This is a genomic window from Desulfosporosinus sp. FKA, assembly GCF_002196785.1.
GTDB classification, from domain to species: Bacteria; Bacillota; Desulfitobacteriia; order Desulfitobacteriales; family Desulfitobacteriaceae; genus Desulfosporosinus; species Desulfosporosinus acididurans.
The window spans coordinates 376,204-401,835 of record NZ_NAHZ01000033.1 but is presented as its reverse complement, the minus strand read 5'-3'; the positions used below and the strand labels follow the sequence as shown (position 1 = coordinate 401,835).

General features: G+C 41.5%; 22 protein-coding genes. 4 read left to right on the top strand and 18 right to left on the bottom strand.

The genetic code is table 11. From position 1 onward, the window contains the following. Both B5771_RS21130 and B5771_RS21125 read right to left on the bottom strand, forming a co-directional pair. Window positions 1-513, bottom strand: a complete 513-nt coding sequence (locus B5771_RS21130; protein ID WP_088189290.1) for an RNA polymerase sigma factor — start codon at window positions 511-513, stop codon at window positions 1-3. An 84-nt stretch (window positions 514-597) separates the two neighbouring features. After that, entirely contained in the window at window positions 598-1,011 is a 414-nt protein-coding gene (locus B5771_RS21125; RefSeq protein WP_088189289.1) for a hypothetical protein, read from the bottom strand. A gap of 21 nt (window positions 1,012-1,032) precedes the next feature. Between B5771_RS21125 and B5771_RS21120 the strand changes: the two genes are divergently transcribed. Then, the gene (locus B5771_RS21120; protein ID WP_282433370.1) at window positions 1,033-1,302 is read left to right on the top strand and encodes a HEPN domain-containing protein; all 270 of its coding nucleotides are present in this window, start codon (window positions 1,033-1,035) and stop codon (window positions 1,300-1,302) included. 566 nt (window positions 1,303-1,868) lie between these two features. Here B5771_RS21120 and B5771_RS21115 read toward each other — a convergent pair. After that, window positions 1,869-2,174 (bottom strand): helix-turn-helix transcriptional regulator, encoded by a 306-nt coding sequence (locus B5771_RS21115; RefSeq protein ID WP_088189287.1) that lies wholly within the window; start codon window positions 2,172-2,174, stop codon window positions 1,869-1,871. A gap of 212 nt (window positions 2,175-2,386) precedes the next feature. Here B5771_RS21115 and B5771_RS21105 point away from each other — a divergent pair, with 212 nt between their 5' ends. Then, complete coding sequence (locus tag B5771_RS21105; RefSeq protein WP_242966922.1) at window positions 2,387-2,590, top strand: hypothetical protein; 204 nt, start codon at window positions 2,387-2,389, stop codon at window positions 2,588-2,590. Window positions 2,591-2,831: 241 nt separating this feature from the next. On the opposite strand, the gene B5771_RS24895 is transcribed toward B5771_RS21105, so the two are convergent. From B5771_RS24895 to B5771_RS21055, 9 genes are all read right to left on the bottom strand, one after another. Next, the gene (locus tag B5771_RS24895) at window positions 2,832-3,032 is read right to left on the bottom strand and encodes a hypothetical protein (protein ID WP_242966921.1); all 201 of its coding nucleotides are present in this window, start codon (window positions 3,030-3,032) and stop codon (window positions 2,832-2,834) included. A 343-nt stretch (window positions 3,033-3,375) separates the two neighbouring features. Beyond that, entirely contained in the window at window positions 3,376-5,796 is a 2,421-nt protein-coding gene (locus tag B5771_RS21095; RefSeq protein WP_088189286.1) for a restriction endonuclease-like protein, read from the bottom strand. Further along, a complete protein-coding gene (locus B5771_RS21090; protein ID WP_088189285.1) occupies window positions 5,768-7,999 on the bottom strand; it encodes a DUF3578 domain-containing protein in 2,232 nt (743 codons plus the stop codon). Before B5771_RS21090 ends, B5771_RS21095 begins: the two co-directional genes overlap by 29 nt. A 743-nt stretch (window positions 8,000-8,742) precedes the next feature. Beyond that, on the bottom strand, window positions 8,743-9,015 hold the full coding sequence (locus B5771_RS21085; protein ID WP_088189284.1) for a hypothetical protein: 273 nt from the start codon (window positions 9,013-9,015) through the stop codon (window positions 8,743-8,745). Window positions 9,016-9,287: 272 nt separating this feature from the next. Further along, window positions 9,288-9,941: a helicase-related protein gene (locus B5771_RS21080; protein WP_207652724.1), complete on the bottom strand. Its 654-nt coding sequence runs from the start codon at window positions 9,939-9,941 to the stop codon at window positions 9,288-9,290. Window positions 9,942-10,040: 99 nt separating this feature from the next. Next, complete coding sequence (locus B5771_RS21075) at window positions 10,041-11,822, bottom strand: hypothetical protein (protein WP_088189283.1); 1,782 nt, start codon at window positions 11,820-11,822, stop codon at window positions 10,041-10,043. A 55-nt stretch (window positions 11,823-11,877) separates the two neighbouring features. Then, entirely contained in the window at window positions 11,878-16,935 is a 5,058-nt protein-coding gene (locus tag B5771_RS21070; protein ID WP_088189282.1) for an AAA domain-containing protein, read from the bottom strand. Window positions 16,936-17,077: 142 nt separating this feature from the next. Beyond that, window positions 17,078-17,278 carry a hypothetical protein gene (locus tag B5771_RS21065; RefSeq protein ID WP_088189281.1) on the bottom strand — a complete coding sequence of 67 codons (201 nt, stop codon included), beginning with the start codon at window positions 17,276-17,278 and terminating at the stop codon, window positions 17,078-17,080. A 764-nt stretch (window positions 17,279-18,042) separates the two neighbouring features. Next, window positions 18,043-18,435 (bottom strand): hypothetical protein, encoded by a 393-nt coding sequence (locus B5771_RS21055; protein ID WP_088189279.1) that lies wholly within the window; start codon window positions 18,433-18,435, stop codon window positions 18,043-18,045. A 268-nt stretch (window positions 18,436-18,703) separates the two neighbouring features. Here B5771_RS21055 and B5771_RS21050 point away from each other — a divergent pair, with 268 nt between their 5' ends. After that, window positions 18,704-18,898 (top strand): hypothetical protein, encoded by a 195-nt coding sequence (locus tag B5771_RS21050; protein ID WP_088189278.1) that lies wholly within the window; start codon window positions 18,704-18,706, stop codon window positions 18,896-18,898. A 121-nt stretch (window positions 18,899-19,019) separates the two neighbouring features. Next, the gene (locus B5771_RS21045; RefSeq protein ID WP_348982967.1) at window positions 19,020-19,271 is read left to right on the top strand and encodes a hypothetical protein; all 252 of its coding nucleotides are present in this window, start codon (window positions 19,020-19,022) and stop codon (window positions 19,269-19,271) included. 355 nt (window positions 19,272-19,626) lie between these two features. On the opposite strand, the gene B5771_RS21040 is transcribed toward B5771_RS21045, so the two are convergent. The 6 genes from B5771_RS21040 to B5771_RS21015 form a co-directional block, all read right to left on the bottom strand. Then, window positions 19,627-20,217, bottom strand: coding sequence for a leucine-rich repeat domain-containing protein (locus B5771_RS21040; protein ID WP_088189276.1), 591 nt, complete (start codon window positions 20,215-20,217; stop codon window positions 19,627-19,629). 242 nt (window positions 20,218-20,459) lie between these two features. Then, window positions 20,460-21,368, bottom strand: coding sequence for a class I SAM-dependent methyltransferase (locus B5771_RS21035; protein WP_088189275.1), 909 nt, complete (start codon window positions 21,366-21,368; stop codon window positions 20,460-20,462). Between the two features lie 112 nt (window positions 21,369-21,480). Beyond that, a complete protein-coding gene (locus B5771_RS21030) occupies window positions 21,481-22,455 on the bottom strand; it encodes a GNAT family N-acetyltransferase (RefSeq protein ID WP_088189274.1) in 975 nt (324 codons plus the stop codon). A 121-nt stretch (window positions 22,456-22,576) separates the two neighbouring features. Further along, on the bottom strand, window positions 22,577-23,491 hold the full coding sequence (locus B5771_RS21025; protein ID WP_172408337.1) for a type II CAAX endopeptidase family protein: 915 nt from the start codon (window positions 23,489-23,491) through the stop codon (window positions 22,577-22,579). A 114-nt stretch (window positions 23,492-23,605) separates the two neighbouring features. After that, complete coding sequence (locus B5771_RS21020; protein ID WP_282433368.1) at window positions 23,606-23,872, bottom strand: Fic family protein; 267 nt, start codon at window positions 23,870-23,872, stop codon at window positions 23,606-23,608. A gap of 59 nt (window positions 23,873-23,931) precedes the next feature. Beyond that, window positions 23,932-25,326, bottom strand: coding sequence for a TIGR02679 family protein (locus tag B5771_RS21015; RefSeq protein WP_172408336.1), 1,395 nt, complete (start codon window positions 25,324-25,326; stop codon window positions 23,932-23,934). Between the last annotated feature and the right edge of the window lie 306 nt (window positions 25,327-25,632).

Sequence of the window (25,632 nt, the reverse complement as noted above, 5' to 3'; positions counted from 1 at the left end):
TTAGAGTTCCTCCATTTCTTCATAGATTTTCTGAAACTCTCTTCTCGCTCTAAAAATACCGACTTTAACAGAGTTTAACTCTATCTCTGCAATATCGCTTATTTCTTTATAGGATAGATTCTGTATATCCCGAAGGATTAAAAGCATCCGATATTTTTGACTAAGCTTATTTAAGGTTTTTTCAATAAGCTCTTTGGTTGCCATATTAATTGCATGTTCTTCCGGACTCATACCCCTATCTTCTAATTCCTTAACAAAAAATTCTATATTATCAATTGTCACTTTCCTCTTTTGCGCTTGGGCGTAGTCAAGATATGCATTCCTGGCTATTTTATAAATCCAAGTCTTAAAACTAGACCTGTTCTCAAATTTCGCAATATTTAGGTATACCTTCAAGAAAACATCCTGGCATATTTCCTCAGCCGCCGGCCTATCTCCCGCAAGATAAAATATATAAGAGAATATGGGGTTTTTATATTTCTTATATAAAGCAGAAAATTCAGCATCCAACATGAATCTTTCCTTTCACAGTTTACCGGTAAACCTCTTTCGCAATTATAGACTGTTTATCGCTTAAAAAGTTACACAAAAAAAGTACTATCTCCTAAAATCATAAAAAGGGATAGTACCCATCAGACTTTTACTATTTTTCCAATTATATAATCTTAGAAAATGTGAATTCATAACACAAAGTCTTTGAGCTTTGATTTCACAAAACCAGCCTAACCCCCAGTAATACATAATACCTAGCGGATTTAGTTCTACCTCGGAAACTTGATCCTCACTTTTACGATAAATAATTGATAGTTTATTTCTCCCTGGGGCATATTCCTCTAAGCGTTGACAAAAATGACTGCGTCGTAAATCTTCGATAGGTCTTCTGCCATGAATACTAATTCTCTCCTCATTTTTCGGGATATGCAAAGAGATATGCAGCTTAGCGATTAAGGATTTCGCCTCATCCTTGAGAGGTGACATCTCCTGCTGAACAGCCAGATGCTCAAGTAACAAGCTTTTCTCGGTTGCATCTAACTGGATGGGGCAGAAACCGGTCTACAATCTGCTCTCTTCTTACTAAATATGCATCCAGCTCCTTTAGAGATCATCTGCTATCATTGTCAGCAATCAGCAGAGAAGTATCTAAAAGGCTATATCGCACTAAATGACTATTTGACAATACTTGAATTACGGTTTGAACGTTTCTTAAACTCCGAAAAGTATTTATACAAAATACTATCAATAGTGACGATCTCTACTTTGTCATCTAATTTATTACCGTCACCCGAAAACAGGTTAAAATAGTCAAGGACTATCTCATCCTCTACTTTCTTGTAGAGATATTTAATGAAGTTCACAAGTGTTTTATTGAAGGTCACTAATTAGATGTGATCATCTGAAGCAAATCAATAATTACTTAATAGAAAGGGGACTCAGTATACTGCCACGGTCGTCTTGCCAGACCCGGCAACTCCTTTTATTAAGGAGTGACCCGCTGGGCATGTTTGGACTAATTTTCTCTGTTCAACATTAAGATACACTGAAAATCCCCCCCTAGACTTTTATCTGGTTGAAACAGACAACGTTTGACGTATATTTTCTTTTTCGCCGAACTTCCTGCTTTTCCTCCCACCAATCACCAAATATTTCAAAAACTATGCAAAAAGGGCCCAGTCAGTCTAAATAACAGATCGGTGCCCTTTCAGTCTATATTTTAGATTTATTATCGACGGACCAGACCCATGGGGGATCAGCTTTCTAAAAATGCTTATCACCAAGACAAAGGGCATTTCCAATTTGCGAAATAATCATGAGTACTCAATAGCTTGGACTATAATAGGGTACCCTATAGGTACCCCTAAAACCCAACATCAATCCTTACTTAGTGATTCCAGTAACTTCTGGAGATAATCGATTTGTTCTGGTGAAAGTTTTTTCACAGTCCCTAACAGCCGTTGGATCTCCGGTCCCAAGGACTGTTCTTCTTCTGTGAAGAATTCTGCAAGGCTAATGCCGAGAGCAGCACATATGCTTTCGAGGGAGCCAAGTGAAGGTTTTGAATCGTTGGCCTCTATTTTATAAATTGTAGTCGGATCCAGTCCGACTTTTTTCGCTAAAGCATTGGCTGAAATTCCAACTGTATTACGAAAAAACCTTATTCGCTGTCCGTAATTCATTTCATCACATCCTGAATATAATTCATGTTCAATTATATCGGAATCACACAAAGGTAAAAATCATGATTTTTATTCATTTTATTGTCTTGACATACTGAATTATATTCTATATTCTTTTAATCAGGGGTGGTCCTATTAGCTCGCAGCAACTCTCGGTATTAGTATTTCCGAACTCATCGGAGAACAATCCCCTAAACAGCGGGAGGAAAACGATGGACAGACAAGAACTTACTGATTTTGAGATCGGCTATAAGTACGTGCGCAAGCGTTATTCCGTTTTAGCCAAGCGCAGCTACCAGGATTTATGGGCACTGGGAATAGCTTATCTGCAGACAAGGGGGTCTAATGCCGAGCTGTCCAGAGGCATGGGCTTCTATTTCCTGGAGTTAGCATTAAGATCCGCCTCACTAAGATGATCCCGGACAATTAGAAACTCAGCTACACCCACCCGAAGACACTTCTTCGCACGAATTGACCTTTCTTGCAGACAAATGCACCGCTTCCCTAAGCTGCAGACTATGTAGCTGTAATATGAGGGTAATAACCTTAAATAAGAATGCCTATTCTGAATTGGACTTTACCATCCAATGTAGAATAGACATAACCTCTGTTGTTTTATATTGGTTGCATGCAAATATATTTTCACAGGTTCTTCACCTATTTTCTCTCAGAGCCAGAGTGTCCCGCCATCTGCTGATGGGCTACGGTGGCGAGAATTGCCGACCCGAAAGCCCCGCCTATGGTCTGAAATATTGTGGCAGTGCTGGCGTGAGGAACTTGCTCTCTTTGAAGTCCAATAATTGCAGAGGTCATGATGGCAATCAGCAAGCCGCCAAGTCCAGCCCCTCGGATCAGCAAGGCTTAGCAGCACGATCCCTGCGGTCGACTGCTTTGGCGGCCCAGCTTCTGGTGAGTAGCATACCCACCCCTTGGTGAAGCAGCCACAATCCGGCATACAAAGCGCTGGCTCCGCACACCTCCTGATAAACAGTTTAGTCTTTTAAGAATTCGCTTACAATGTATGTCTATAATTTGGTTTCGCCTTAAGCGAAAATAACGTAACCGAACAATTTAACCCACCTATAGGGCGGGTTAAATTGTTCGGTTAAAGAATCTACATTGGGGACTAATTATTCCAAACTACCTAAATGTAAGAAAACCCGGTTTTAGAGCTAATAATCTCAACAAGTTGTCTTAATAGCTAACCTTCTGCTCCCTGCCAGTCCACCTTCACAACCCGACTCGCCTTATCCACATACTCGTCATCCAACTCCACATGAATTTCACCTAACCGTCGTTTCTCCCGCCACTCCTTTAACTCTTCCTCCGTCTCAAGCTTGAGTTCGGCAATGAACTGAGCACGCTCGAGTATGTAGGTTGAGGTGAACAAATAGGTTTGAATTCCATAACCACCAGGCTTAATGGGGAAAGTACGTTTTGCCCAGGAGTTAATTTCAAAAAGAACGTAGAGCTCATTTTCTTTTCCAGGAAGGGGCTTGCGAACCGTAATTTCCTTACGACGTACGACGCTCCAGGTTTTGATTTGACCGATCCACCAGACTCCACTTTCTTTGGGCCCGAAAGCGCGGTTAGATTGGTATAGTCCAATGTACTCCAGTTGGGTTAAGATCGACTGTTCTTGGTACAACCCCTTAAGCGGAATCCAGTATTGCTTGCGGTCTAAGCAAAGGGAAAGTTGCTGCTTATCCCGCATTGAGCCGATGAGTACATTTTTCCCGTTAAGCTTATCCTCGTAGTACTGTTTCGTTCCGCGAGGCTGTGTGGAGCGTTCGAAGGCTTTTTCCGGGCTATCCAAAATCAGTTCATCCAGGAATTCTTCCATCAGCTTTGTTGCTCCCGGTAAAAACGGAAAGGCACCGACATTGACCTTCTTAATACTCTTATAAAAGCGATGTTCACGAAATTCCTCTTCATCTGCATAAGGAAACAGGATATAGGCCCCAAACATACTCCGCTGATACTCCTTCGTCTTGGGATCCTCATAAACAATCGCATCCCGGTAACGATGCATCGTATTAATATCCTCTTCTTCCGGGCCAGGGCTTCCATACTTTAAACCATAGGGCGTCCCTTCATAGGCAGGATTTAAGCGGTATTTGGCATCAAAAATATACTTGTATTCCACAGCAGAATGTTCCTTCTTCAGCGCTAACACATTATCCGGCCGTTGAGCTAAGGTCGGAATATTTTTATCCTCTGTGGGCAAAGCGTTATAGAAAAGTGTAAACAACTCATCATTTAACGGATTGCGATACGTCACACTGGCTTTTTGCGAACGGTCTAAAATCACAAACAACCCCTGCTGGTTCACGCGGATAATATCTTGCCGAACCAGTTCATACTTTTGCTTAAGTAAACTATGAATCTTGAGGAAACACCAATACTCATAGAGTTGGGCCAAATCCTTAAGCGAGAGGCGGAAAAGATCTCCTTGAATCGTTAATCCTTTCATTAATAAGAGATAGAAGCGGTAAACATCCCTATAGCCCGATGCCATTTGCAAGACTAACGTGACCGAGATTTGTTTAATCTCCCCGACGTCTCTCAAAAACTCCATCTCAGAAAACCGATCCAATTGCCGAAGCATTTCGTCTATCTGCTTTAACAAAACAGGATCGGTGATTCTTTCCATCACCAAAACGCGGCGACGCAGCTCTTTTAGTTTGATAGTAATCCGTGAGAACATCCATTTCAGGAAGCGATTTTCCTGGGTATCATAATTGATCTGCCGTCTTGCTTCCCATAAATGAGTCGGGCGAAAGTATTTTCCTTGTATCGGAATTAAGCCATAAACAGGATCCTCAACGAGTCGCTGAAGATGCTTGGCTAAATAGGATGAATTCGACTTATCCACTCGTTTGACCTGCTCCGCACGCCTCACTTCACGTATGGCCGTTAAGCGATGATGCGGTGCAGCCTGGATCCGTTCAATCGCTCGACCGAGTTGACCGAAGATACTTCTTAGAATTGTAAAGAACTCTGTAAGACTTTGGTTATGAGTATCCCTCAGCCCTGTTAACTGATAAGTGCGACGAAGAAAATCGAAGGCCAGGTTATAGATTTGCTCATTCACTTCGAAGAGTATTCCTTGGTAATCCCGTCGATAGTCCATCTTCGCCGGAAAGATCTCCAAGCGAAGGCTTAACAGAGTATTCCCCTGGGAGCGAATCTCCAAATCCGTATACCCTACTTCATTACGGAAGTTCAAAATACCTACCAATAAATCCTTCCCCAGAGGCTTTACGGCTTGCCTAAGATGAAGGTTCTCATGATAAAAATTCAAGGGTTCAGTTTGTTTATTCTGAAGGACGATTTCATATTCCTGATTTTCAAAAAAGATAGGAAAGGCTGCATTCTCTTCAAGCGGAAGTAAGTCCATAACTTGGGGTGAAAAAAGTTTCATCGTCTTGATCGTTAAAGTCGGAGCTGGAACAATCTGAAGAGTTGAAGCCACCCATTCTCCTTCATCTTTCCGATGTAACTGCAGAGCTTCGACACTAGGGTGAAAGGGCTTTCCTTGGATATAAAGGTCAAACCGATCCGTCTCAATGTGCAAAAGCTCTTGACTTTCTTTAAGTGAGCCAGAATGAGGTAAAGCCATCTTCTTCCATCCTCCGCAGCATATAGGCAATCTTCCGTGAACTCTTGGCAAAACGTGCTGCCGGTTGGTCTGATTGACTCCGCCAACGTAAATAAAGCTCCGAAGCATCCTCCATCAGTTCCTCAACATTTAACCGTTGCCCTACCGCAAAAGCCATCAATTGGATGAGCACGCGCTTTAAGGAGGAATGGCTCCCTTGCAAGCGAGGGAGAATCTTTTGTAAAAGTTGAAGATCAAAGGATTCGTCTTCGGCCAAAAGTCCAAATCGCTGATTATAGACCAAATAGATACAAACAGCATCACGAACGCGAAAACCAATATTCGCATGAACCTCTGCCAAGATCTCGTTAATCTCCACTAAACGTTCCGTCGTCCGCTGGATTAACGCTTCATTACCAGGAAAGGCATCCCTTAGAATCAAATAATCGCTTGCTAGAAAGGATTGGGCTAAATTTAGTCCATTAAACTCTAATGCTTCATCCTCCTCTAAAGGAAGCTGGTTCAGGTCGATCTCATTAAACTCAAGGGTTTGCGCCCGATCGAGAACTTTTTTACTAAAGGGATACGTCGTTTCATCCATATTCACAGTGCCAATAAGATACACGTTATCGGGAATGCCCACGGAAGTAGGCTTTTGCCTCGGCCCATCTATACTATCTGCTGGATCCTTAAGAGCTTGAAGCTCCTCTTCCCCGACAAGGATATCCGTGATGATCCGACCGTCTTGCCAGCGCCGAGTCTCCATGACACTTAACAGATCACTAAAATAATGCTCCACCCGGGCTAAATTCATCTCATCAAGGCAAACAAAATAAGGCTTGTCCTTATTCTCGGGTTGTGAAGCTGTCAAAAAAACTTGCGTCAATCTGCCAGGTTTAAATCGGCCCGTCAGATCCCGGTAGCCAATCAAGTCCGAGGGATCACTCCAATCTGGCCGAACCGGAATAAGGTTAAATTGACGATTGCTCTCCGTAGCCCCAAGGGCTTCAGCAAAAAGTTGGACGAGTTTAGTTTTTCCGGTTCCGGATATGCCCGCCAGGATGAGAAAGGGCTTAGTGCGCAGTGAAAGGTAATAATTCTCAATCAAGTGCTCTGGGAATGTAAACCCTTTCCTTGTAATATAGCTTTTGATCTGTTGGAGAATATTTTGAACATCTCGATCGCTCACTTTATTCATGGCTTCTTCCCCATCCTCACCATCAACCTCTATTTGGGATTGGACATAGAACTCATAGTTCTCCATCATGTTTTTCAAATCTTTGATTAAGATATCATCCTTAGGCAAGTGATCCCGTTCATAGCGGATATAAGCGATGGTGGAAACTTGGTAATCCTTCCCTAATCCACTTGATGTTAAAAAAATGTTTTGATCCTTCTGCATTCCTTCTAGGGGCAATTTAGCTCGAATCTCTTTGACCCTCTTTTCAAGATATTCATAGCCTAAACGTCGCCCCTGCTTTAAGGGAACTGTAACCCCTTGATTCAATGTAAGATAAACGGACTCCATGTTTTCCGAAAAGAGATAGACAATATATTCTCCATGTTGGGTTGTCTCCGTAATCCGTTTATCCATGATCGCAATCCAAGGCACGTTCGCCCAATTACCCATGCCAACCGACCCCTGGACCTTATACCGCTCATCGATAAAGGGGAGCTTCTGTAATTCTTGGGAAAGCGTTTGCCGCAATAAGGTTCCCAGAGGATGAGAACTGAACGATTCAGCTTTTGCCTTAAGGTAGTTATTCATAAGTTGTGAGATCAACGGGCTAATCCTATCTGGAGCCGGCTGTTGGTTTTGGTAGTACTCCTCCATCTCTTGAACAGCTAGTGCACGAAGTTCCTTAACAACAGAAGGATTAAGCAAAGGAAGTACATTTGAATGGAATCCAATCATTTCTTTGGAAAAGTCAGCCCAGACAATACGCGGTCGAGAAAGTGCTTCGATGGGATTAGTAATCACACTTCTCATCTGTTGAAGTGAGGCTTTCTGCCAACTCGAACCAATATTCACAGGTGGAGTATCCACTGGCAAATTTTTTATTTCACGTTCAAGTAAAGTCTGACGAAAACGTTCCGTAATCTTAGTAAGAGAAACCTCTTTTGCCCCGTGAGCCCCTTCATCCAGAAGAGCAAGAATAAGGACCATTTTATACGATTTTTGCTTTGAGCGAAAAATATTAGCTAGCACTGACGGTAGAGACATTTCGAATCCTCCAAGCAAACAGGAAATATATACCTTAAGTATAGCATGAATGTTTAAGAAATGAGAAAAGATTGGGAAAACCCAATCTTCTGATTCATCCTTTCAGGTCATTTAGTTAACCATCCTTGTTCAATAGTATCGATTAAATACGTTGAACACTGTAAAAGTCAAAACTACACTTCTCATTGAGAGCTCCTAATCCAAAAAATGATAATTCTTCTCACTTAATCCACATTCAGAACTCAACTTCATACGAATTCTTTCGGCGTTTCTTCCACCACTCCTTTAACCTTGCTTCCGTTTCTAGCTTTTTACGAATATTGATGGGTCGATTAGAAATTGCACCTTTCGAATCATCAAATGCCCTCAGACTCAATTGAGTGCAAAACCCTCCCAGAACCGTACTTGCAGTTTTTCACAGAATTGAGCCAATACTTGGTCGTATCTCAATCAGGATCATGACAACTTCTGTTAGGTCGGAAGCCAAAGAAAAATCGAGGAATTCTGGTTCATAAATTGCACTGAGAATTTTCGCTAGTGCGGCTTGTACCAGTCTATCCTCATAGGGGCTCAATCGCTTTACAACCTGTTCGCTTGCTGTCTACGCTTAGATGCACAGGTCCTCTCAAGACTCGCTACAAATTAGTTGGTTGAAACTTGTTTTGACGGGATTTCCACCCGCTAAATAAGACACCCTTAGCTTGGCACACGGTTAGTCCCCATGACTGAGGCGAAACCGAGGTCTAGCACAGCCCTGCGTCAGCATCTTCCCAATGATTAATAATACTCGTTTGAGCCTTGGTAATGAATCCTTTGGTATGAACCAGAAACAAATTTGATCGAAAATGTCCATTAATTGATCGAATTATTTCCCATTGTGTGAGCGTACGTCCCCAAATGGGGTACTGAATGGAAGGCTGACCGTTGGGAAACCTTCCGTCGGGCAGAATATATTCAAACTGGCGCTCCGTAATTTTTGTATCGTATTCGAACCCGCAAGTTTTATCTTTATCCATGAACCGCTTTAAACGATATAGGTTCTTAAGATACTGCGTCCCACCGCAAAGCAGAGGAGTACGGACACATCTCTATCACCACGGCTCACTGAGTTTTTTGACAATGTCACGCCGAGACAAAACTGACGCACATCGTTCCCATAAATGCGCCTCAGGGTCAATTGTCCCACGATATTTCACAGTAAAAGCATCCTGAGCCTTTTTTCTTTCGTGAATGTATTCGTTCATCCGGTCTTTAAGTTCTTCTTCGTCTTTAATCCATTCATCATCGATTATGTCAGGGATTCTGCCAAAAATGTCATAGGTGTCATGCAGGCGTTCTGATAATACATTGTAAACCTTCTCATCCTGAGTTTCGTTATAGACAAGATTGAGCACATATCAACAAACTTACGCGACTGTCCGAACCGCTTGATTCTACCCAATCGCTGTTCAAGCCGAGACGGATTCCAAGGAAGATCAATGTTAATCAAAGTGCCTAATGTCTGAAGGTTCAACCCTTCACAAGCCGCATCAGTTGCTACTACCAGTCGGATCTCACGGGTTCTAACAGCAGCCTTGATGACTTCACGTTCGACATTATTAAACTGCACGTCTCGAAAAAGACCGCTTTTTCCAACACCGGCATATACCGCCACAACTTCACCTTTGTAAGATTGGGCCAACTCTTTGGCGATCCATTCCGCTGTGTCGTAGTACTGGCTGAAGATAATACAGCCGTGTTCAAGCCATGTTTTCCCATCAGTCCTGAATTCAGTTAAGAACCACTTCACTGTATTGAGTTTAGAATCTACCGCTTCAGCGCGTGAAAGTTGCGTCTCTATTTCTTTGAGGCAAGCTACTTCTGCGGGAGTCATTTCTGATAAGATGTGTTCTACTTCTTCACTGCGGTCCTCATCTTCATTTGAAACAGAGTGCTTTAGCATCTTCTGTGCGGTTTTCAAACCGGATGCAAAACTCGAACAAATACGCTGAAGCATCAACGATTTCATGAAGCCACCTGCTTTGGTTCTAGCTTGAAGCTCCTACCCCTGCCTCAAAATCTCATTCGCCCTATGCTCATTTAACCGCCTTAAATCATCTTCCCAGATCGAGATAGCACGACTGAAGTCCTTTTGCTTAATCTTCTGCTTGTCTTCTATAAACCAATTAAGATATTCTGCAACCCTTTCATAACCAAGTTTAGGAACGGCTCGATGGATAAGAACGTCCCAGCGGTCTCTTCTCGTAAGGTTCGTACTATAACCTAGCTTTTTAAGTGGAGATTCCTCATGCCATTTCTCGCCATAGTGAGAATTCGGCAAGGATGCTGAAGGTAATGTCGAAACCTGAAACTTGGAGTTTCCTATAGGGGCACCTAGAGATTGGCTCACGTTCTTATGTGAGGTAACTATTTTTGTCACAGGACTATATTGAATAATATCCAGTTGTGTTAACGAAACGAGAGGAATCAGCTTGTTTTCTAAAGAGCGATTGATAAACGCCTTATTGCAGGCAGCACAATAAAATAGTTGAACAGAAATATACTGGCTCACTATATTTTTTCCAGAATCAGCATATTTAGCAAGCAGGGCTTCTATGGTCTTTAGATGGGTATTATCATAGGGACAATAATTAAGTCCATTCTTTATTTCTATCACCGACTGAAACTTTTTCAGTAAGCTTAATTTCGATTGGGATTCTTCCTTTAAACTTGATTGTAATTTTGTTGCGAGCTGAGTCTTAATCTCTTGCTGAAGCTCCTTCTTTTGCAGAGACTTGAGACGGCTAACCATTTCCTCAAAGCCTCTAAGCTTAAGTGGGGTAGTTAAGCTTCTTGCTTCTCGCTGTAAGATACTCAGCTCTTGTAACGTTTTCTCCACCCCGCATCCCGATGAAAAGGAATCGTAAAATACTTTAAAAGCCTTTAATTCAGGAAGCGCGGAATTATTCATCAGCGTCTGGATCTCGGGAATGAATTTTAGAGCCTTATCCTCAAGTTCATAGACTAGGCCTAGATAAAGAAGCTCGATAGCAACTTTAGACTCAAGTTCCTTTTCCAGTACCATAGAGTGAAAAATCTCTTTCAACCAGGCTTCAGCCTTCGGGTGAAGTTTAAGATCGAAATAAACCCTTAAGAGAATTAGGGGTTCTTGGAAATCAAAGCTAGAAGCATCAATCTTAAAAATGCTCTCTTCGAGATACGAATGGTTGGTTTCAAAGAAGTCTTTGAGCAAAGCAATCCATCCTTGCTTATAAATGCTATTGATCATATAGAAGATACCCGCACTGGAGAAGATACCCTTTTCAAATTGAGCTTGTAAATAAAGCTCCAACAAGGAAATGAGTTCGACAAGTTCGCCTTCTTTCAAACTATTGAGGAGATTATCATTTATATAGAAGAGAAATTCATCAATCATTTCACAGTCCAAAAGATCGATCAGTCCTTTTAAGGAAACAATGAGATTGTCAAAGGTGAGCTTAGTTAAGTCTAATTCGTTAAAATACCAGCGAATGATATTTCGCGGATAATTAAAGATGTCCTGAGGTTGATAGATAATGATAAGTTCCGGTTCTCCCAACTCACAAAGCTTTAACGTTTGCAGCTCCCTTTGAAGCCTAGAAATTTCAACTGATTTTTCAGTATCGGCTGTCTTTATAGTTTCATAGTTCGTAGTCATCTCAGATAAAGAAGAGGACAGACGAGTAATCTTCTCATCTTTCTCCAGCAAACGAGTCTCCAATTCTTCGATTTTGCTAAAATATTCTTCCATTACTTGATTGACTCGGATCATGAGATCTTGATTTAAGGCTGCTAGTGGTTTCATTCGGCACTTCTCCTCACTTGTCTCTCCTCTTGAATCCCCTGTCAGTGATACTTCTCTATTCACTCAGATACCAGGCAGAACGGTTTTTCGTCATCCGCCCGCCGTGAGGTTTATAGCGGAAGCGGAAGCCTTGGGCTCGGAATTTTTCCATCATCCCCGCTAATTCTTCATTCCCTATGACCCAGATTGTCCCACCGATTTTGCGATTATCCACCCATTCAAATCCATGCTCTATAAGAAATTCCTCAAGTCGAAACGGTTCTTCCTCAACCTCCCTTGCTTGTCTGCTGGAAGGATTTTGTGATTCCTGAAGAACTGCATTTTGCTCCAAGGGTTCAGCGCTTTCTACGGCTGCCTTTTGATCATATGATTGTTGATAATCGCTGCCTGATGGATTCCCAAGCTTCACGCTTTTTTCTCTGTCCATTTCATTAACTAAATTATTTTCCTGGAGTATTGCACCTTCTTGGACAGTAGAAATTTCCTCACCTTTCAGTAATTCAGCAGCTTGACTAATAACCTTTTCGTCTTCGTTTGCCAAAACTACATCTTTAACATCCAAAGAGATTGAATGGCCCTCACCCTTATCAATATGCTTGTCCGTATCTTGATCATCCTCATCTTCTCCGTTCCAGATTCTGCGCAAAACTTCTGCCCTACGAATTATTAAATCTTTTAAGCCTTCCGCTTGGGATTCAGAGACGATCTCTTCTATTCCCTTATTTTCGGGATAGATTTCATAGTCTTTTATGCGGGCAAATACTGCAGCCATGGTACTGTCAGGATCACGAAAAAATTCACTCCCGCGAATTCGAATAAAGCGCCAGCCGAGGCGTTCCAGAATCGCTTGCCGAGACATGTCTTCATTAAGATTCTCTAAGGTGTGCCACCTGTCTCCGTCACACTCCAGGGCTACTCGTTTCCCCTTGCCTTCAATAACCATATCGATTCGGTATCCGCCAACCTTCCACTGAGGATAAACTGTATAGCCGGCTTGTCTCAAGCGAAAGAGAACTTGCTTTTCAAATTCGGACTCGGTTTCAACGTCCGCAGTATCCAGCATGCGCAAAACAGCTTGAGGGTCTTTAGCATGTTTAATCAGTTCCCCGCGAATATCATTAGGTTTCAGGTCATTTTCTGGATCAAGGGAATAGACAACCCACATTTGATCACGAGCACGGCTGGCAGCAACGTTGTAACGTTTTTTAAATGTTTCATGAGCACCCTCACCTCGTTTGCTCAAAGGCCCTTCGCCTGAGGAAGCATCGACCATCGAAAGAAAGATGATATCTCGTTCATCTCCCTGGAACTGAGCCGGATTTCCGCACTGAATACGACACCGTTTATATTCTCCGGCTGATAAATAGTTCTGCAGTAAACGGTCGATCACGACAGCTTGTTCTTCCCCCACCAGGGAAATCACGCCAAATGTAGCATCTTGATACTCCGGTTGTTCAGTACAGGCGATAAGTAAGGAGGCAACAACTTGAGCCTCTTTCTCGTTGACTTTTTTCGCACTCTGGCTTCCTTCAACCCGGTAAGCAACGGTATGGGGCCGTACCTTAACCGTACTTTCATCACGTAAGGGCTTAATTTTTCCTTCATATGAAAGATAATTACTGAATTGAATGATTGGTGAAACACAGCGGAAATGTTCGCGTAAACATATGGGCTGAAAGGCCGTATCCGCGAGATCGTAAATAGATAAAAGTCCGTCATAGAGTTTGGCATTAGGAACACCTTGCAAATGTTCCTCAATAAGCTTATTGGCTTCCTCAACGTTTTGCCCGACCGCTGAAGGGCTGACTTGTTCATTGTCTCCTACGACAACGACCTGTTTGCCCATATATAGTGCGGTCAGGGCGAGGACATCAGCTTGGCTGGCCTCATCAATAACCACAATATCAAAACGGTTAGTTCGCGGATTAAAATTTTCCACAACGCGGCTTAAGGGCATAATCCAAACAGGAACTGCACTTTGGCAAAGAGGCATGAGCTTTCTGGCCTCTGCCCTAAGCTCTGGAACCCGTTTACCGGTTCCCTTGCCAATTCGATGCATGAGTTGTTTCCAACCATTAAGAGCGAGCCGCTGAGAAACGGTTGTTCGTCGAACTTGGGCTGCCCATGCCTTCTTTTCTACAAGTATTGATGTTTTCTCTCTTAACTGTTGAGATAAATGGGTTATCTGTTTTAAAAGTTCTTCCATCGATTTCTTGACTCGGTCTTCAAGTTCATCCGCAAATTGCCGCCAAAGCCACGCTTCCGAAGGATTTCCCGGAAGTTGTCCCTCTCCATGAATCCCTTGACGTCCGGAAATAGCTGCCGCCCAGGCGGGCGCATCCTGTTCTAAGCGCTTCAGGAGATCTTGGCGCAATTGAAGAGTTGGCTTAAGGTTTTTTAAATCAACGAGACGTTGATAGCCTTGGCGATAATCTTCAGGCTTTTTCCCTTGCAGGGCCATTAAAAGCTGTGATGTCACTTGAGCAGTAGAACTGCCTCCCTGTTCCAACTGAAGCTTTAAGGCACGAATTTTTTCTTCCATCCCTTTGAGCTTCAAACGACAGGTTTGGATTTCCACAAGTTTTGCTAGTTCTTCAGTTATCGCTTTCTTAAGTCGCAGGACTTCTCTCTGTTCGCCAAGTTGGATCGCTGTTTTGTCATAGAAATCTTGCCAGCGAAAACCTGTCTTTTGAAGCTGTTCCACAAGTGGAGTCCATTGTTGTGGATGCCAATTCAAAGCATTGCGGATCAAGGGAATATAAGAGTGACAGACCAACTCAGGTTCATTTCCCAACTCCGAGGCCTTGGGCCCTCCCAAGACCGCAACTTGACGTTCCCAGCGGTCGGAAAGTCTTTTTCGTGTATTCCTTAAATCCACAAAAACTTTGATAGCTTCAAACTGCTCAAGGCGCTGCGGTGAACTTCCATTCACTTGAGCTTGATTAATCAGCGTCTTCCAGCTTCCTTTAGTTAATAATTTAAAAACGCCAAGCGAGCCCCCGGCACTTATATGAGCAATGATCTCGTCTAAGACTGAATCTAGTTCGTGAGGCAAACAGTCCTCGCTGACAGAAGGAGCATAATTCAAGAGAGTTTCTTGGGCTTGAAGAGACTGGGTATAAGCCCCTTCGATTTGAGTGATTAAGTTTTGCCAGGGAGCGATTTGCTCCTCGCCCTGCATTCTGGCATCGATAAGAGCAAGCTCCCACTTCGAGGCCTTTTCAAAGATTTGAATAGCTTTTTGGATTTGATTTAAGATCGTTTCTAGCTTTTCCGGCTCGTTTTCAGGCTCCGTTTGCCAATATTCTTTTCCCTCTTCTAAATCCATACTTGCCAATTTATCTACAGTTTTAACCCATTCCTCAAATTCATAAGGTGCTGGAAGCTGTTGCGGATCTGGCAAAGGATATTCAAGTTCCTGTTCATCGTCATGAGTTAATAAGAGATTCGTCTGATAAAGTTCCACTAGCTCTCCTTCTGCAAGGGGGAGTGAAACTCCTAAACGGATCGGACTTGACAGCCAGGAACATCGTTCCTGGTCTTCTCGAACTGTACGAGCTGCTTGAGCGGGCGCGTATTCATTACCGGCTATGACGATAGGACGGTACTCGTCCGCTCGCGCGAAGAGCAGTTTTTGGCGAGTTTCCCGAAGTTCCTTTAAGAGAGCAACTCTCTCTTGCTGAAGAACTTTAGCTTCCCGTTCTAATTGCTCAGGGTCACTATTAGCTAAACGTTCTGTGATGGCATCCACCGAGCTCTCTAGTTGTTGACGGTTATTGTCAGTCAAGACGCTCAAGCATAGTGGCTGCAGAGGGGTGACAATTTTTTCATGGAGTACTGAAAGGGCTTTTGAGGTATGACTGGTAACCAGAACGCTCTTTCCTTGAGCAAGGAAATGACCAATTAGATTGGCTATAGAATGAGTCTTTCCTGTCCCTGGAGGTCCTTGAACGAGAACAGCATTATACCTTTTTAAACGGTTAGCAATCTGTAGTTGTTCCGAATTGGCAAGTTTGCTTAGCAGGACTTCCTCATCTTCCCCATTAGGATCTATGCTTTTCAGGGCATCCTCTGGAGTAGATGGTTCTGTTTCTGAATCAAGGCCAACAACATTTTCTAAGAAACTGGGTAAAGACACCCTTTCTGGTATGTCCTTAAGAATTTCCTCGATCGCCTTACTAAACCCTAAAGATCTTTTGCGCAAAAATACTAAAGGATCCCGCACAATTCGCGGAGCGTCATTTTGAGCCGCCTTCTCATCCGGACCGAGAATTTGTCCGTAGGGAGATAACTGAGTCACGATTCGTTTTAAATACTCTGCTGTATCCTGCCCACCCAGCGGGTGATAGGGAGTTTGCTCTAATTCTTCCTGAAGACGACTCATAACCGTTCCAGTCACTTCTGAAACGGTCCGAAAAAGCGCAGTGTAGAGTTCAACGGAATGCTCTGTTTCAGACAAGGAAAATTCAGGTACTGCAGGATCAAAATCAAGTCGAAGCCTTTGCAATAAAATAGGATGACTAATTAGGCCGCTTTGATAATTCCAGTACAAATGGCCTTCACCCAAAACAAGTTCATATTGTTCCGCTTCACGTTCTAAACGAGCATACAGTTCGTAAAACTTATTATATATTTCCATCGCTTGGCGAGCAGGAACTTCTTTTTCCGCCCAGAGTTCTCTGCTTTTCAGCCATTGAGCAAATTCTTCATCTTCCGAGTAGTTTGCGAGGAGCTGCTCTTCGGTCAGTTCTTCCTCGTCTTCCTCACCCGTTATTTTATCTAAATTTAAACGAACCCGGAGTTCAGGTTTTTTCCAGGTATCTTTCAATACTGAGAGATACGAAGAGGGTGGTTGCGGCGCATCAGTGAGTACGGGGCGTTGGATTTTAAGGATAAAAGGACTGGAAGCAGAGCTTATACCTGAATCGGAAAAGTCATTCTCAAACTGCCCCTTCTCGATGGTTAAGTAGTTTGGCAGGTCTTGGAAATAGATACTCCAAGGTTGGTCTTTAATATTACGAATCACGGGATTTCTTAATTGATCTAGCGCTTGAAGATATTTATAAATCTGCAGAATATGCCCTTTAGCTGGGTTTTGTTCGTCTGTTGCCATGGGATTACCGCCTTATTGGGATTTAAGTATTATTTTTTCTTTGTCGATATTAGTTATTCCCTATTCTCACTTAGTTTAAATTCGACAATCAGAGAGATCTCCCTCCCCTATCAAACAGGTAAGTAATGGAAAGAACACTAAACTATTTAAAGAATTTAAATATATCAAAAATACTAAACGTCGTCTTACGATAAACTCTGTTATACGCAGCCTTCTTAGGATTGGTCAGCCATCCCCACCCTCTCGGAGCCTTCATACCTAGGTTGTGTCGAACATAACGTTTTAGACTCGTTCTTGCCGCTATACTTTTCTTAAGACTCGGTTTTCGCATTCCAAATTTCATTATGATCACCTTTCTTTTGTAAGGTTTAACTTATATTTAGTATAACAGCGGAGCTAGACAATTTTTTGAACATAGCTTTTTAATCCTTGCTGTCCGATGCGTCGTGGATGAGCTTACAGCTCTTAAGCGAATTCTATATACTACGGGGAACATAAGCATTCTTTCAACTCTGGTCTATGAACATGATGATTGGCGGAACCTATACATTCTCTTTGTCCCGGTGCATAACGAATAAAAATTTATAAAGCGCAAAATGATCCGCTTAGCCGTGAATCACTTTGCGCTTAACTTAAGAATATTCAAACATTATTGTCCTTTCCATTGCAAACACCAGTAACGGCTCGTTCATTGTCCCGACAATACTAATCGGTGCATGTTAATCGACTTCTCCCCTCTCATTTCCCCATATATCCTTTCTACTAACCCATTCGGTATAGCGACAGGCCTCTGCATTAGTGTAGCTAAGCCGAGTTATTGCATTTTAGAAATTTTTACGAACAATAATCTACACAAATCAATCAATATAAAGGTTATCGTTGATGCAACTGCATTTCTTATGAGATCATCTCCTTGAAACCATTCCCACAATTCATTAAATAAATAAGTTAGTCCTAAGAGACCAAGGAAAAATGTCACATACCCAAAAATCTTACTTATAAACCTATTCATTTAACAGCAAACTCCATTCATCGATAATCTTTTGTTCCCATTATTAACCTTTGGTAGCATGGGCAAAATGTACATGTTCACTTGCTGCAGAAAAATTATCTATCCCTTACATTACGCCCGAAGACTTTTTCTTCCCTATTAACTATGTACCCCATCGATTCATACAATGTAAGTGCGTTTCTGTTCTTACTCATTACCTCTAGCCTTGCTTCTCTTAGGCCATGTTGAGCTAAGTAATTTAAGCCCTTCATAATTAAATCGTCATCGACTGGCCTTGGGAAAATCGAAGCATAAGCTATCATCTTATCTTTACTGTCAAATCCGCAGAAAATGTTCTTTCCCTCTTCATAAACTGGATGAGCTGGGTGCCTTAAATTATCATCTGTACATATAGGTACCTCGGTATATATTCTACTGTACTTATTCTGTAATTCCATAACTTGGGCAATGTCACTACGAACATAATTTCGTATATATAAATCCCCCAATAAAATCAGCCTCTTTCAAATTAGAGTCAGCCATTATACTTCAAAAAGCGTTTAACGTAAGATTGGAATATTCCATTAGGTTCGCATTTTAGACGAAAACGGCTATAAAGTCATTACTAATTTTCTTAGCGTAATAAACTGTTTTTTTCAAAAACAGCGGCCGCGTGGCCGTCATTTTTCGCTTAGCTTATGACAAATCAAATCACTTTCTAAATTGTTAAAAATGGGCATAATAATTCTTGAACAACTTTTAGGATGGTGATAACATATGGTAAAAGAAGAAAGTAATCAGGAGGAGAAGAATGTGCAAGCTCTTGCCAAAGATCAAGGCAACAAAGGACTATCTTTGTCCTCTGAAAAATTAAAAGAGATCACCGTTCGCCCTAAAGTTAAAGATGGTAAGCTATTATTTGATAAAAATAACAAAGACCATCGCTACATCGTAGAAGAGGGAGAATACTAAAATTCGAAAGTTTAGTTTCTCACTAGGAGAGATTTTCTGGTCTGATGTAGAGTATGAGGATCTCTCTAGTGAATCAAAAATCAGACCTGTAATCATTGTAGCCGAACTGGGAAACAATTTATTGATTTTAGTTTCAACCACGTCTCAATCTCCGGATGACCCGCCAAAATATCATGATCAGTATAAAATTCCTATTCCAAATTGGAAAAAATATGGCTTGACAAAGCCATCATGGGGATTGGGTTTAAGATTATTAGAAGTAACCAAAGAAGATTTTAAACAGATAATAAATGAAAAGGATTTCATCGGTAAAATGACTCCACGAGATATCCAATATCTCGTGCATCAACTTGAATTAATACATAGATATTAATAAGACCTCTCTCATGGAGGTCTTTTCTCTTGAAATTATTCAATTTTACATTCGGTTCGCTCATATAGCAGCACACCTTCTTTTTGGATATTCTCCAGTAACTCTGGACCAAGGTTTAGTTTCACAATGATGGTATCCATATTATACCACGGTCTATCATTTCTGATAGTACATAGTGAACCTCCCCTACCTCTTAATGATAGTGTAGGTAGAAGAGGCTCATATCATCTCCACTGTGACATCTTTGCGGCTTTTTTCATAAAAAACCATGCGCCATTCCACATTGTCCACCGGTTTAAAGTGCAGTGCGGAACAAACTACAATACGAAGCTGGATTGGAATCTCAAAATTGACATCAATTTATATCTTCAAATTTCATTTTGTTTTTTGTAGCGTAATCCTTTGCATGAGACGGATCATGTCCTATAATCATTGTTGTGTATGGAATGGATTCTCCAGAGTATCCAGTCAATATTTCTGTTGTTGCCGAGTTAATTGCAATAGTCGTTAAGCCTGTGCAACCTAAAAAAGCTTCTGAACCAATAGTCTTCACACTTTGCGGTATGCTTATAGTAGTTAGGCCTCTGCAACCTTCAAAAGCCATGTTACCAATAATTATTACTCCTTGATGAATAACAACACTAGTTAAGCCTGAGCAGTCAAAAAAAGCTTCTTTATCGATAGCAACAGGTAATCCACCTAATGTACCTGGTATTACAAGATCACCTACAATATTTTTGTCGCGCGCTCTGACCAATGCCATGCCATCAAATACCTGGCAAGTGTATCTTTCGTCCTGGGTTGAAATGAAGTTTTGGTCTGAATGGGTTGGCTGAGTTACTTGGGTTGATGAGGATCGAGTTACTTGACAACCGCTCAATAACATAGCTAGCAAAGTTACCACGATAAGTAGTGTACTTGATTTTTTACTCTTAAATAATTTCATTACTCGGCCTCTTTCTAATCTCTTTTATAATTGCCATAACACAACACCTACCCGCTTCATTGCTTCATTTAAGTAAGGCTATACTAAGACTATAATAGACATAGGCAATCTTTGTATTTTCACCATATAAAAGTTAATATCTTTTTTTGTATAAACAAAAAGAATAGATAAACTCTAAGTACTTCTCATTATTAGCCTTTGGCAAAGTTCGGATACGCCCTAATCAATAACCTAACCTTAATTTACCACGTAGCATGGGCCAAATGTACATGTTCACTTGCTACATAGCCTTCATTACATTCCTTGAAATATTTCTGCTGTATCTCTTCAGGGCCTAAATTATTCAGCAGTCGTAATCCCAGAAGTGCAAGTTCCATGCTAAGTTTTGACGGATCAAATCCTGTGATGATGGTCTCTCCAATAGTCTTTGTATTTTTCATAATATATTTAATACGATTCGAGCCTTTGTCAGGATCAAAAGCTGATTTGTCGTAATAATCGAAGACAATCTCGCTGCCGCTACTTGATAACCTTATAATAGTCTTGAGTGTCGACAATACAGACTCAAGTGGCAGGTAATGGGTCACCCCCATCCAGCTAAAAAAACTCGCTTGCCCTGAATCATAGTTTGATTCTGAAAGGGCCAAGGCTAAATTGTCCTTAGTAAAATCCACCGGAATGTAGTGCAGAAAATCCGGTTTTTTAAGGTTTAGACGGCCCAATAATTGACATTTTATTTCTTGCGTATAAGGTAAATCAAGCTCGAATACTTGGAGGCGATCTGTCAGATCAAGTCGACGGTAAGCAAAAGTATCAAGTCCTGCACCCAGAATTATATATTGTCTTATTCCTTTCCGGATGGCTTCTTCAAGTCGTTCTTCAACAAAACGTGCTCTAGCTAGGACGGGACCAGCCATGATTCTCACAGCCAGGCGTAATGAGGTTGCGGCATCAGTACATTCTTTCGCTAGCTCCGGGGCCATTTCTACAGCGGATTTAATCAAATGCTGTTTAAATGCTTCTCGAACTTCCTCGGGTATTAAATCATAAGCAAGCGGATCATTAAATATTTTCGCATTATCATTAACTGCATGAAATCCTCGTAGAAATGCCATCATAAATGCTGTGCCACTAGGATTTCTATTGACCATTATAATATCCCTCCCCAGAAATAAACCTTTGGTTAGAAATCACATTACCATGTTTAGTTAACCCAAATTAATTCTATAACATCACCTGTCTATTATTAGCCTAATTAATTATCTATTCCTTCACATTACGCCCGAAGACTTTTTCTTCCCTATTAACTATGTACCCCATCGATTCATACAATGTAAGTGCGTTTCTGTTCTTGCTCATTACTTCTAGCCTTGCTTCTCTTAGGCCATGTTGAGCTAAGTAATTTAAGCCCTCCATAATTAAATATTTTGCTATCCCACGTCCTCTCCAATTAGGTATAACAAATATTTCCTCTGTAAATCCGCACTTTTCATTTCCCCTATTATTCTGCGTTTCATCCCAATAGACCATAATACTACCCACAATTTCTCCACTTATGTCAAAGGCACTTATTGCTGTACCAGTTGCCCATTGCGGAGACTGTAACAAATATTCTAATGCTTCAATGGTTGTGGGCGAATCAAGAAATGAAAGATTGTCTGCTTTTATGTATTTTTGTCGTTCTTCTTTTGTTTCAATCTTCCATTTTCTGATCTCAACTTCTTTCGGTATTGATTGATTCGGAATCCGGATCGTCAAATCCCTAGTCATCTGAAACAAACTTTCAGTATGAATGAACCCTCTGGAAAGGAAATATTTAATTGCTTCTATCTCACATAAAAGAAGACCTGTACATAATCGAACGCTTCTCTCGGGTAACGACTTGCAAATGGCATCTACTCTTTCGAGTACTTTCTTAATCATGATATCTTTTATTTCGTATTGCTTTTCCTGTAGTGGATCGACCTTGACTTCAATCCATAAACTATGAGGCAAATTACTTGGGACATCGTCATCGACTGGCCTTGGAAAAATCGAAGCATAAGCTATCATCTTATCTTTACTGTCAAATCCGCAGAAGATGTTCTTTCCCTCTTCATAAACTGGATGAGCTGGGTGCCTTAAATTATCATCTGTACATATAGGTACCTCGGTATATATTCTACTGTACTTATTCTGTAATTCCATTACTTGGGCAATGTCACTCGGAACATAATTTCGTATATATAAATCCCCCATTAAAATCAGCCTCTTTCAAATTAGAGTCAGCCATTATACTTCAAAAAGCGTTTGTTTAATGTAAGATTGGAATATTCCACCACTTCGCTTAATCAAAATGTTATGCATTAAGTAACAAAATTTATACATATTTTACACTATATTTCTTCAATATCTTCAATGACAATATGACAATTCCAATTAACAATATTACTGTTGTGACAAAACCACCTTCAGGCCCAAAATCACCGCCAGTAAAAAATACTGAACCGACTGGTTTCATTGTCAGGATAGTTTCGCCATAGGAGGAAAATCCACTCACTGGAAAACCATAAATATTTCCCAGTGATAAATTCCATGAAAAATGCAACCCACAAACTCCCCAAATATTATTCGAGTAAATTGCATATCCTGCAAAAAAAACACCAGACAAAACTAAATTTACGAATGATAAGACTGTTACACCAGAACTGAAAAGATGAAGTATACCAAATATCATTGATGTTAATACAATTGCAATAATAGGGGTACTCCGATTACCTATTAAAGGAATCAACCAACCTCTAATCGCTATTTCTTCTGAAGCACTTTGAACTATCCATCCCAAAGCTATTGATCCGAAAAGTAAAGGTGCAAAATTCACATTAAAACTCTTAATTGCTACCATGCCCCAAAAGGCTAAAATGGCAGTGATGGTTGAAATGGAAATAAATCCAAGCAAGAAGCCTATTGTATAGGATTTCAATGGATTAATTGATTGAAATCCTATTGTTTTAATCGGACGTTTCTCAACAAAGCGGACCCAAACAAAAAAAAATGAGATTTGGGTTCCGCATACAATTAATTTCTTTAAAAGAAAGATTAAGCTTTTATCAAAGCTTAGATTTGTTGTCAAAACATTTATTATAAAATTCCCAATTAACCGTCCTATAAAAAGGCCTACTAACCATAAAAAGAAATAAGTAATTATGATCATGAAAATATTAAATTTCAACTTACTTATCGCTGACTGAGTGAAAATTGTATTTTGCTTCAATTTATTATCTATTTCTTTCATTCTGCTCTCACACCCTGTCATATAATACAATCCTTAACGCACATTTTAAAACGAATATTTATCCTGTACATCATTTTCCTCCGAATGGCGTCACAGTTTCCTACTTTTTGTTCCTTAACCTGGTAGATCGGAACTTATCATTATTAGGTCGAGAGAATAATCTTTTTTAATTATCACAGGGGGAAAGCCCACTTTCATAAGTTCAAAATTAAGCAGAAGTCTTGCAGTTCTTCCGTTACCATCAACAAAAGAATGAATTTTGACAAACTCGCCATGCAGCAAAGCCCCTCGTTCAATCGGATGAAGCCCCTGCCATTTGTCGTTATATTGCTCTATCAAGTTTTCCATTTGCTCGTTGATAAAAGGATGCTGAGGCGGTATGTCAAAGATATAATTATGGTAAATTTTACCATATAAATCAAAGTAATGCTAATACGTAATTAATTGTGGGTTAACCATTCTTTGACATCCCTCCACAGCCCGCTAAGAATCCCCTCTTGATATCCCGCTCGTCCCGTTCTCTGAATTTCCTCTGTCAAGGGCATTAGTTCCGGGGAAGCCACACGCTCCAGCTGCTTTAAGCGCTGAGAACTTATTACCTGATCAGAATAAGCAAGCCGGTAGTCAGCGAGAGTGTAATGCCAGGGTTTCACCTGGCTGGGATAACGCGATAAAAGCCGTTCCAGCATTAACAGCCCTTCCGGATCAAAGTCGCCGGAATAATAAATGATAGTCCCACCGACCGCTAATTTATCCAGTAAAAGCAAACTGGCCAGTTTGAATTGTCCGTGGGTACATAGAAGAGGCGGGTTGGGGCTGTCGGCAAGCCCCTCTTCCTCACAATATTCCCGGAAACAATCCAAAAGAGCTGAAAAAACGCCGGAATTCTCGACCACGAAAATGACCCCGGTCGAATCATTAAACGATGGTGCTAAAGGGCCGGCGTAGGCCTGACCGATGCGGACAACTTCTCTTAAAGGCAGGTTTAGGGTGACCTGCTGCCGGTATGCCTCTGTTAAATAGGACAGAGGCTTGTTCTCATTGTCCCCTGCCGTAGCCGTTATGCCTGTACAAGTGACAAAATTCCACAGATCATCCCGCAAAAGTCCAAAGGAATAATAGAGTTCCGTTAGTTCCTCCGCCCCGGTTAAGGAACTATGTCCCTGTGACTCACTGTCGTGCAGCTCATTGTCTAAAATCTTCAGGGCCTGAATCAGAAGCCGGCCCGTGTCAGTGTTGGCATCAAACCCATGGGGATCTTTGGTGATGCGCCGGGCAAAAATCGGCAAGCGCTCAATTTTGTCCGGAGGATGCCGGTTCATATCGGACAAAGCCTCGAGGACCTGGTTCAGCTGGACACTCAGCAATTCAGGATGAGTCTCATAAGCTGTATGAACCGGACGGGTGCCCGGCTTCTTGGCGATGATGGCCTGAAGCCAGCACTGACAGTAAGGTTGTGGGTAGCGAGACAACAAATCGCTAAAGAATAGTGCCTTCCGCTGCTCTTTGCCGGCGATTCGCTCGGCCTTAGAAATCAGAGACTCACCGTGAATTTCTTCAAGCAGTCTGACTGGAGAGACACTACTGAATTTTGTAAGCTCAAAGGCCTTGGCGAAGCGTTCCAGAGAGATAGTGATCGATTTTTGGCGGGAAAAATCGGCTCGCAATAACGTCCCTAAAGCCTCGCGTTCCTCTTCTTTCGGGGAGATCAGAGTCACTGACCCGCCCCAGCGCCCCAAACTCTGATACTTTTGAGCCATGGCCTTAAAAAGCCTCACAAATCCCTTCCCCGAGGTAAAGTAGGCTTTAGCTCTTTCCAGTTCATCGGAGTGCAAAACAACTCTTCCTTTCCAAGGCGTGTTTGCCATTTACTGATTACTGTTTGTTTTATCCAGTTTTTAAGACCCCCACTTCTTGTAAGTGGAGGTGGCTTTCGTTAACTTCAAACGGGGTAGTCCTCCTTCGCCGCTAAGTATTCCATTGGGGAAGGGTGACTCGGCAATAATGTCTACTGGACATTATGTATCTGAAGTCCCGATGTTCGACTTAGCGTAAGCGAGTTCACTCTATTCTGCCCAGTGATATTCTGTCCGATAATGTCTATCCGGTAATGTTCTGTCCCGTAATGTTCTGTCCCGTAA

Bases quoted from the DNA above. Each gene is read 5' to 3' on its own strand.
- B5771_RS21085 (WP_088189284.1), bottom strand. From the start codon at position 9,015: ATGGATAAAGATAAAACTTGCGGGTTCGAATACGATACAAAAATTACG.
- B5771_RS21050 (WP_088189278.1), top strand. From the start codon at position 18,704: ATGGTAAAAGAAGAAAGTAATCAGGAGGAGAAGAATGTGCAAGCTCTT.
- B5771_RS21090 (WP_088189285.1), bottom strand. From the start codon at position 7,999: ATGTCTCTACCGTCAGTGCTAGCTAATATTTTTCGCTCAAAGCAAAAA.
- B5771_RS21105 (WP_242966922.1), top strand. From the start codon at position 2,387: ATGGACAGACAAGAACTTACTGATTTTGAGATCGGCTATAAGTACGTG.
- B5771_RS21025 (WP_172408337.1), bottom strand. From the start codon at position 23,491: ATGAAAGAAATAGATAATAAATTGAAGCAAAATACAATTTTCACTCAG.
- B5771_RS21040 (WP_088189276.1), bottom strand. From the start codon at position 20,217: ATGAAATTATTTAAGAGTAAAAAATCAAGTACACTACTTATCGTGGTA.
- B5771_RS21030 (WP_088189274.1), bottom strand. From the start codon at position 22,455: ATGGGGGATTTATATATACGAAATTATGTTCCGAGTGACATTGCCCAA.
- B5771_RS21065 (WP_088189281.1), bottom strand. From the start codon at position 17,278: ATGAAATTTGGAATGCGAAAACCGAGTCTTAAGAAAAGTATAGCGGCA.
- B5771_RS21095 (WP_088189286.1), bottom strand. From the start codon at position 5,796: ATGGCTTTACCTCATTCTGGCTCACTTAAAGAAAGTCAAGAGCTTTTG.
- B5771_RS21075 (WP_088189283.1), bottom strand. From the start codon at position 11,822: ATGAAACCACTAGCAGCCTTAAATCAAGATCTCATGATCCGAGTCAAT.
- B5771_RS21035 (WP_088189275.1), bottom strand. From the start codon at position 21,368: ATGGTCAATAGAAATCCTAGTGGCACAGCATTTATGATGGCATTTCTA.
- B5771_RS21130 (WP_088189290.1), bottom strand. From the start codon at position 513: ATGTTGGATGCTGAATTTTCTGCTTTATATAAGAAATATAAAAACCCC.
- B5771_RS21115 (WP_088189287.1), bottom strand. From the start codon at position 2,174: ATGAATTACGGACAGCGAATAAGGTTTTTTCGTAATACAGTTGGAATT.
- B5771_RS21080 (WP_207652724.1), bottom strand. From the start codon at position 9,941: ATGCTAAAGCACTCTGTTTCAAATGAAGATGAGGACCGCAGTGAAGAA.
- B5771_RS21070 (WP_088189282.1), bottom strand. From the start codon at position 16,935: ATGGCAACAGACGAACAAAACCCAGCTAAAGGGCATATTCTGCAGATT.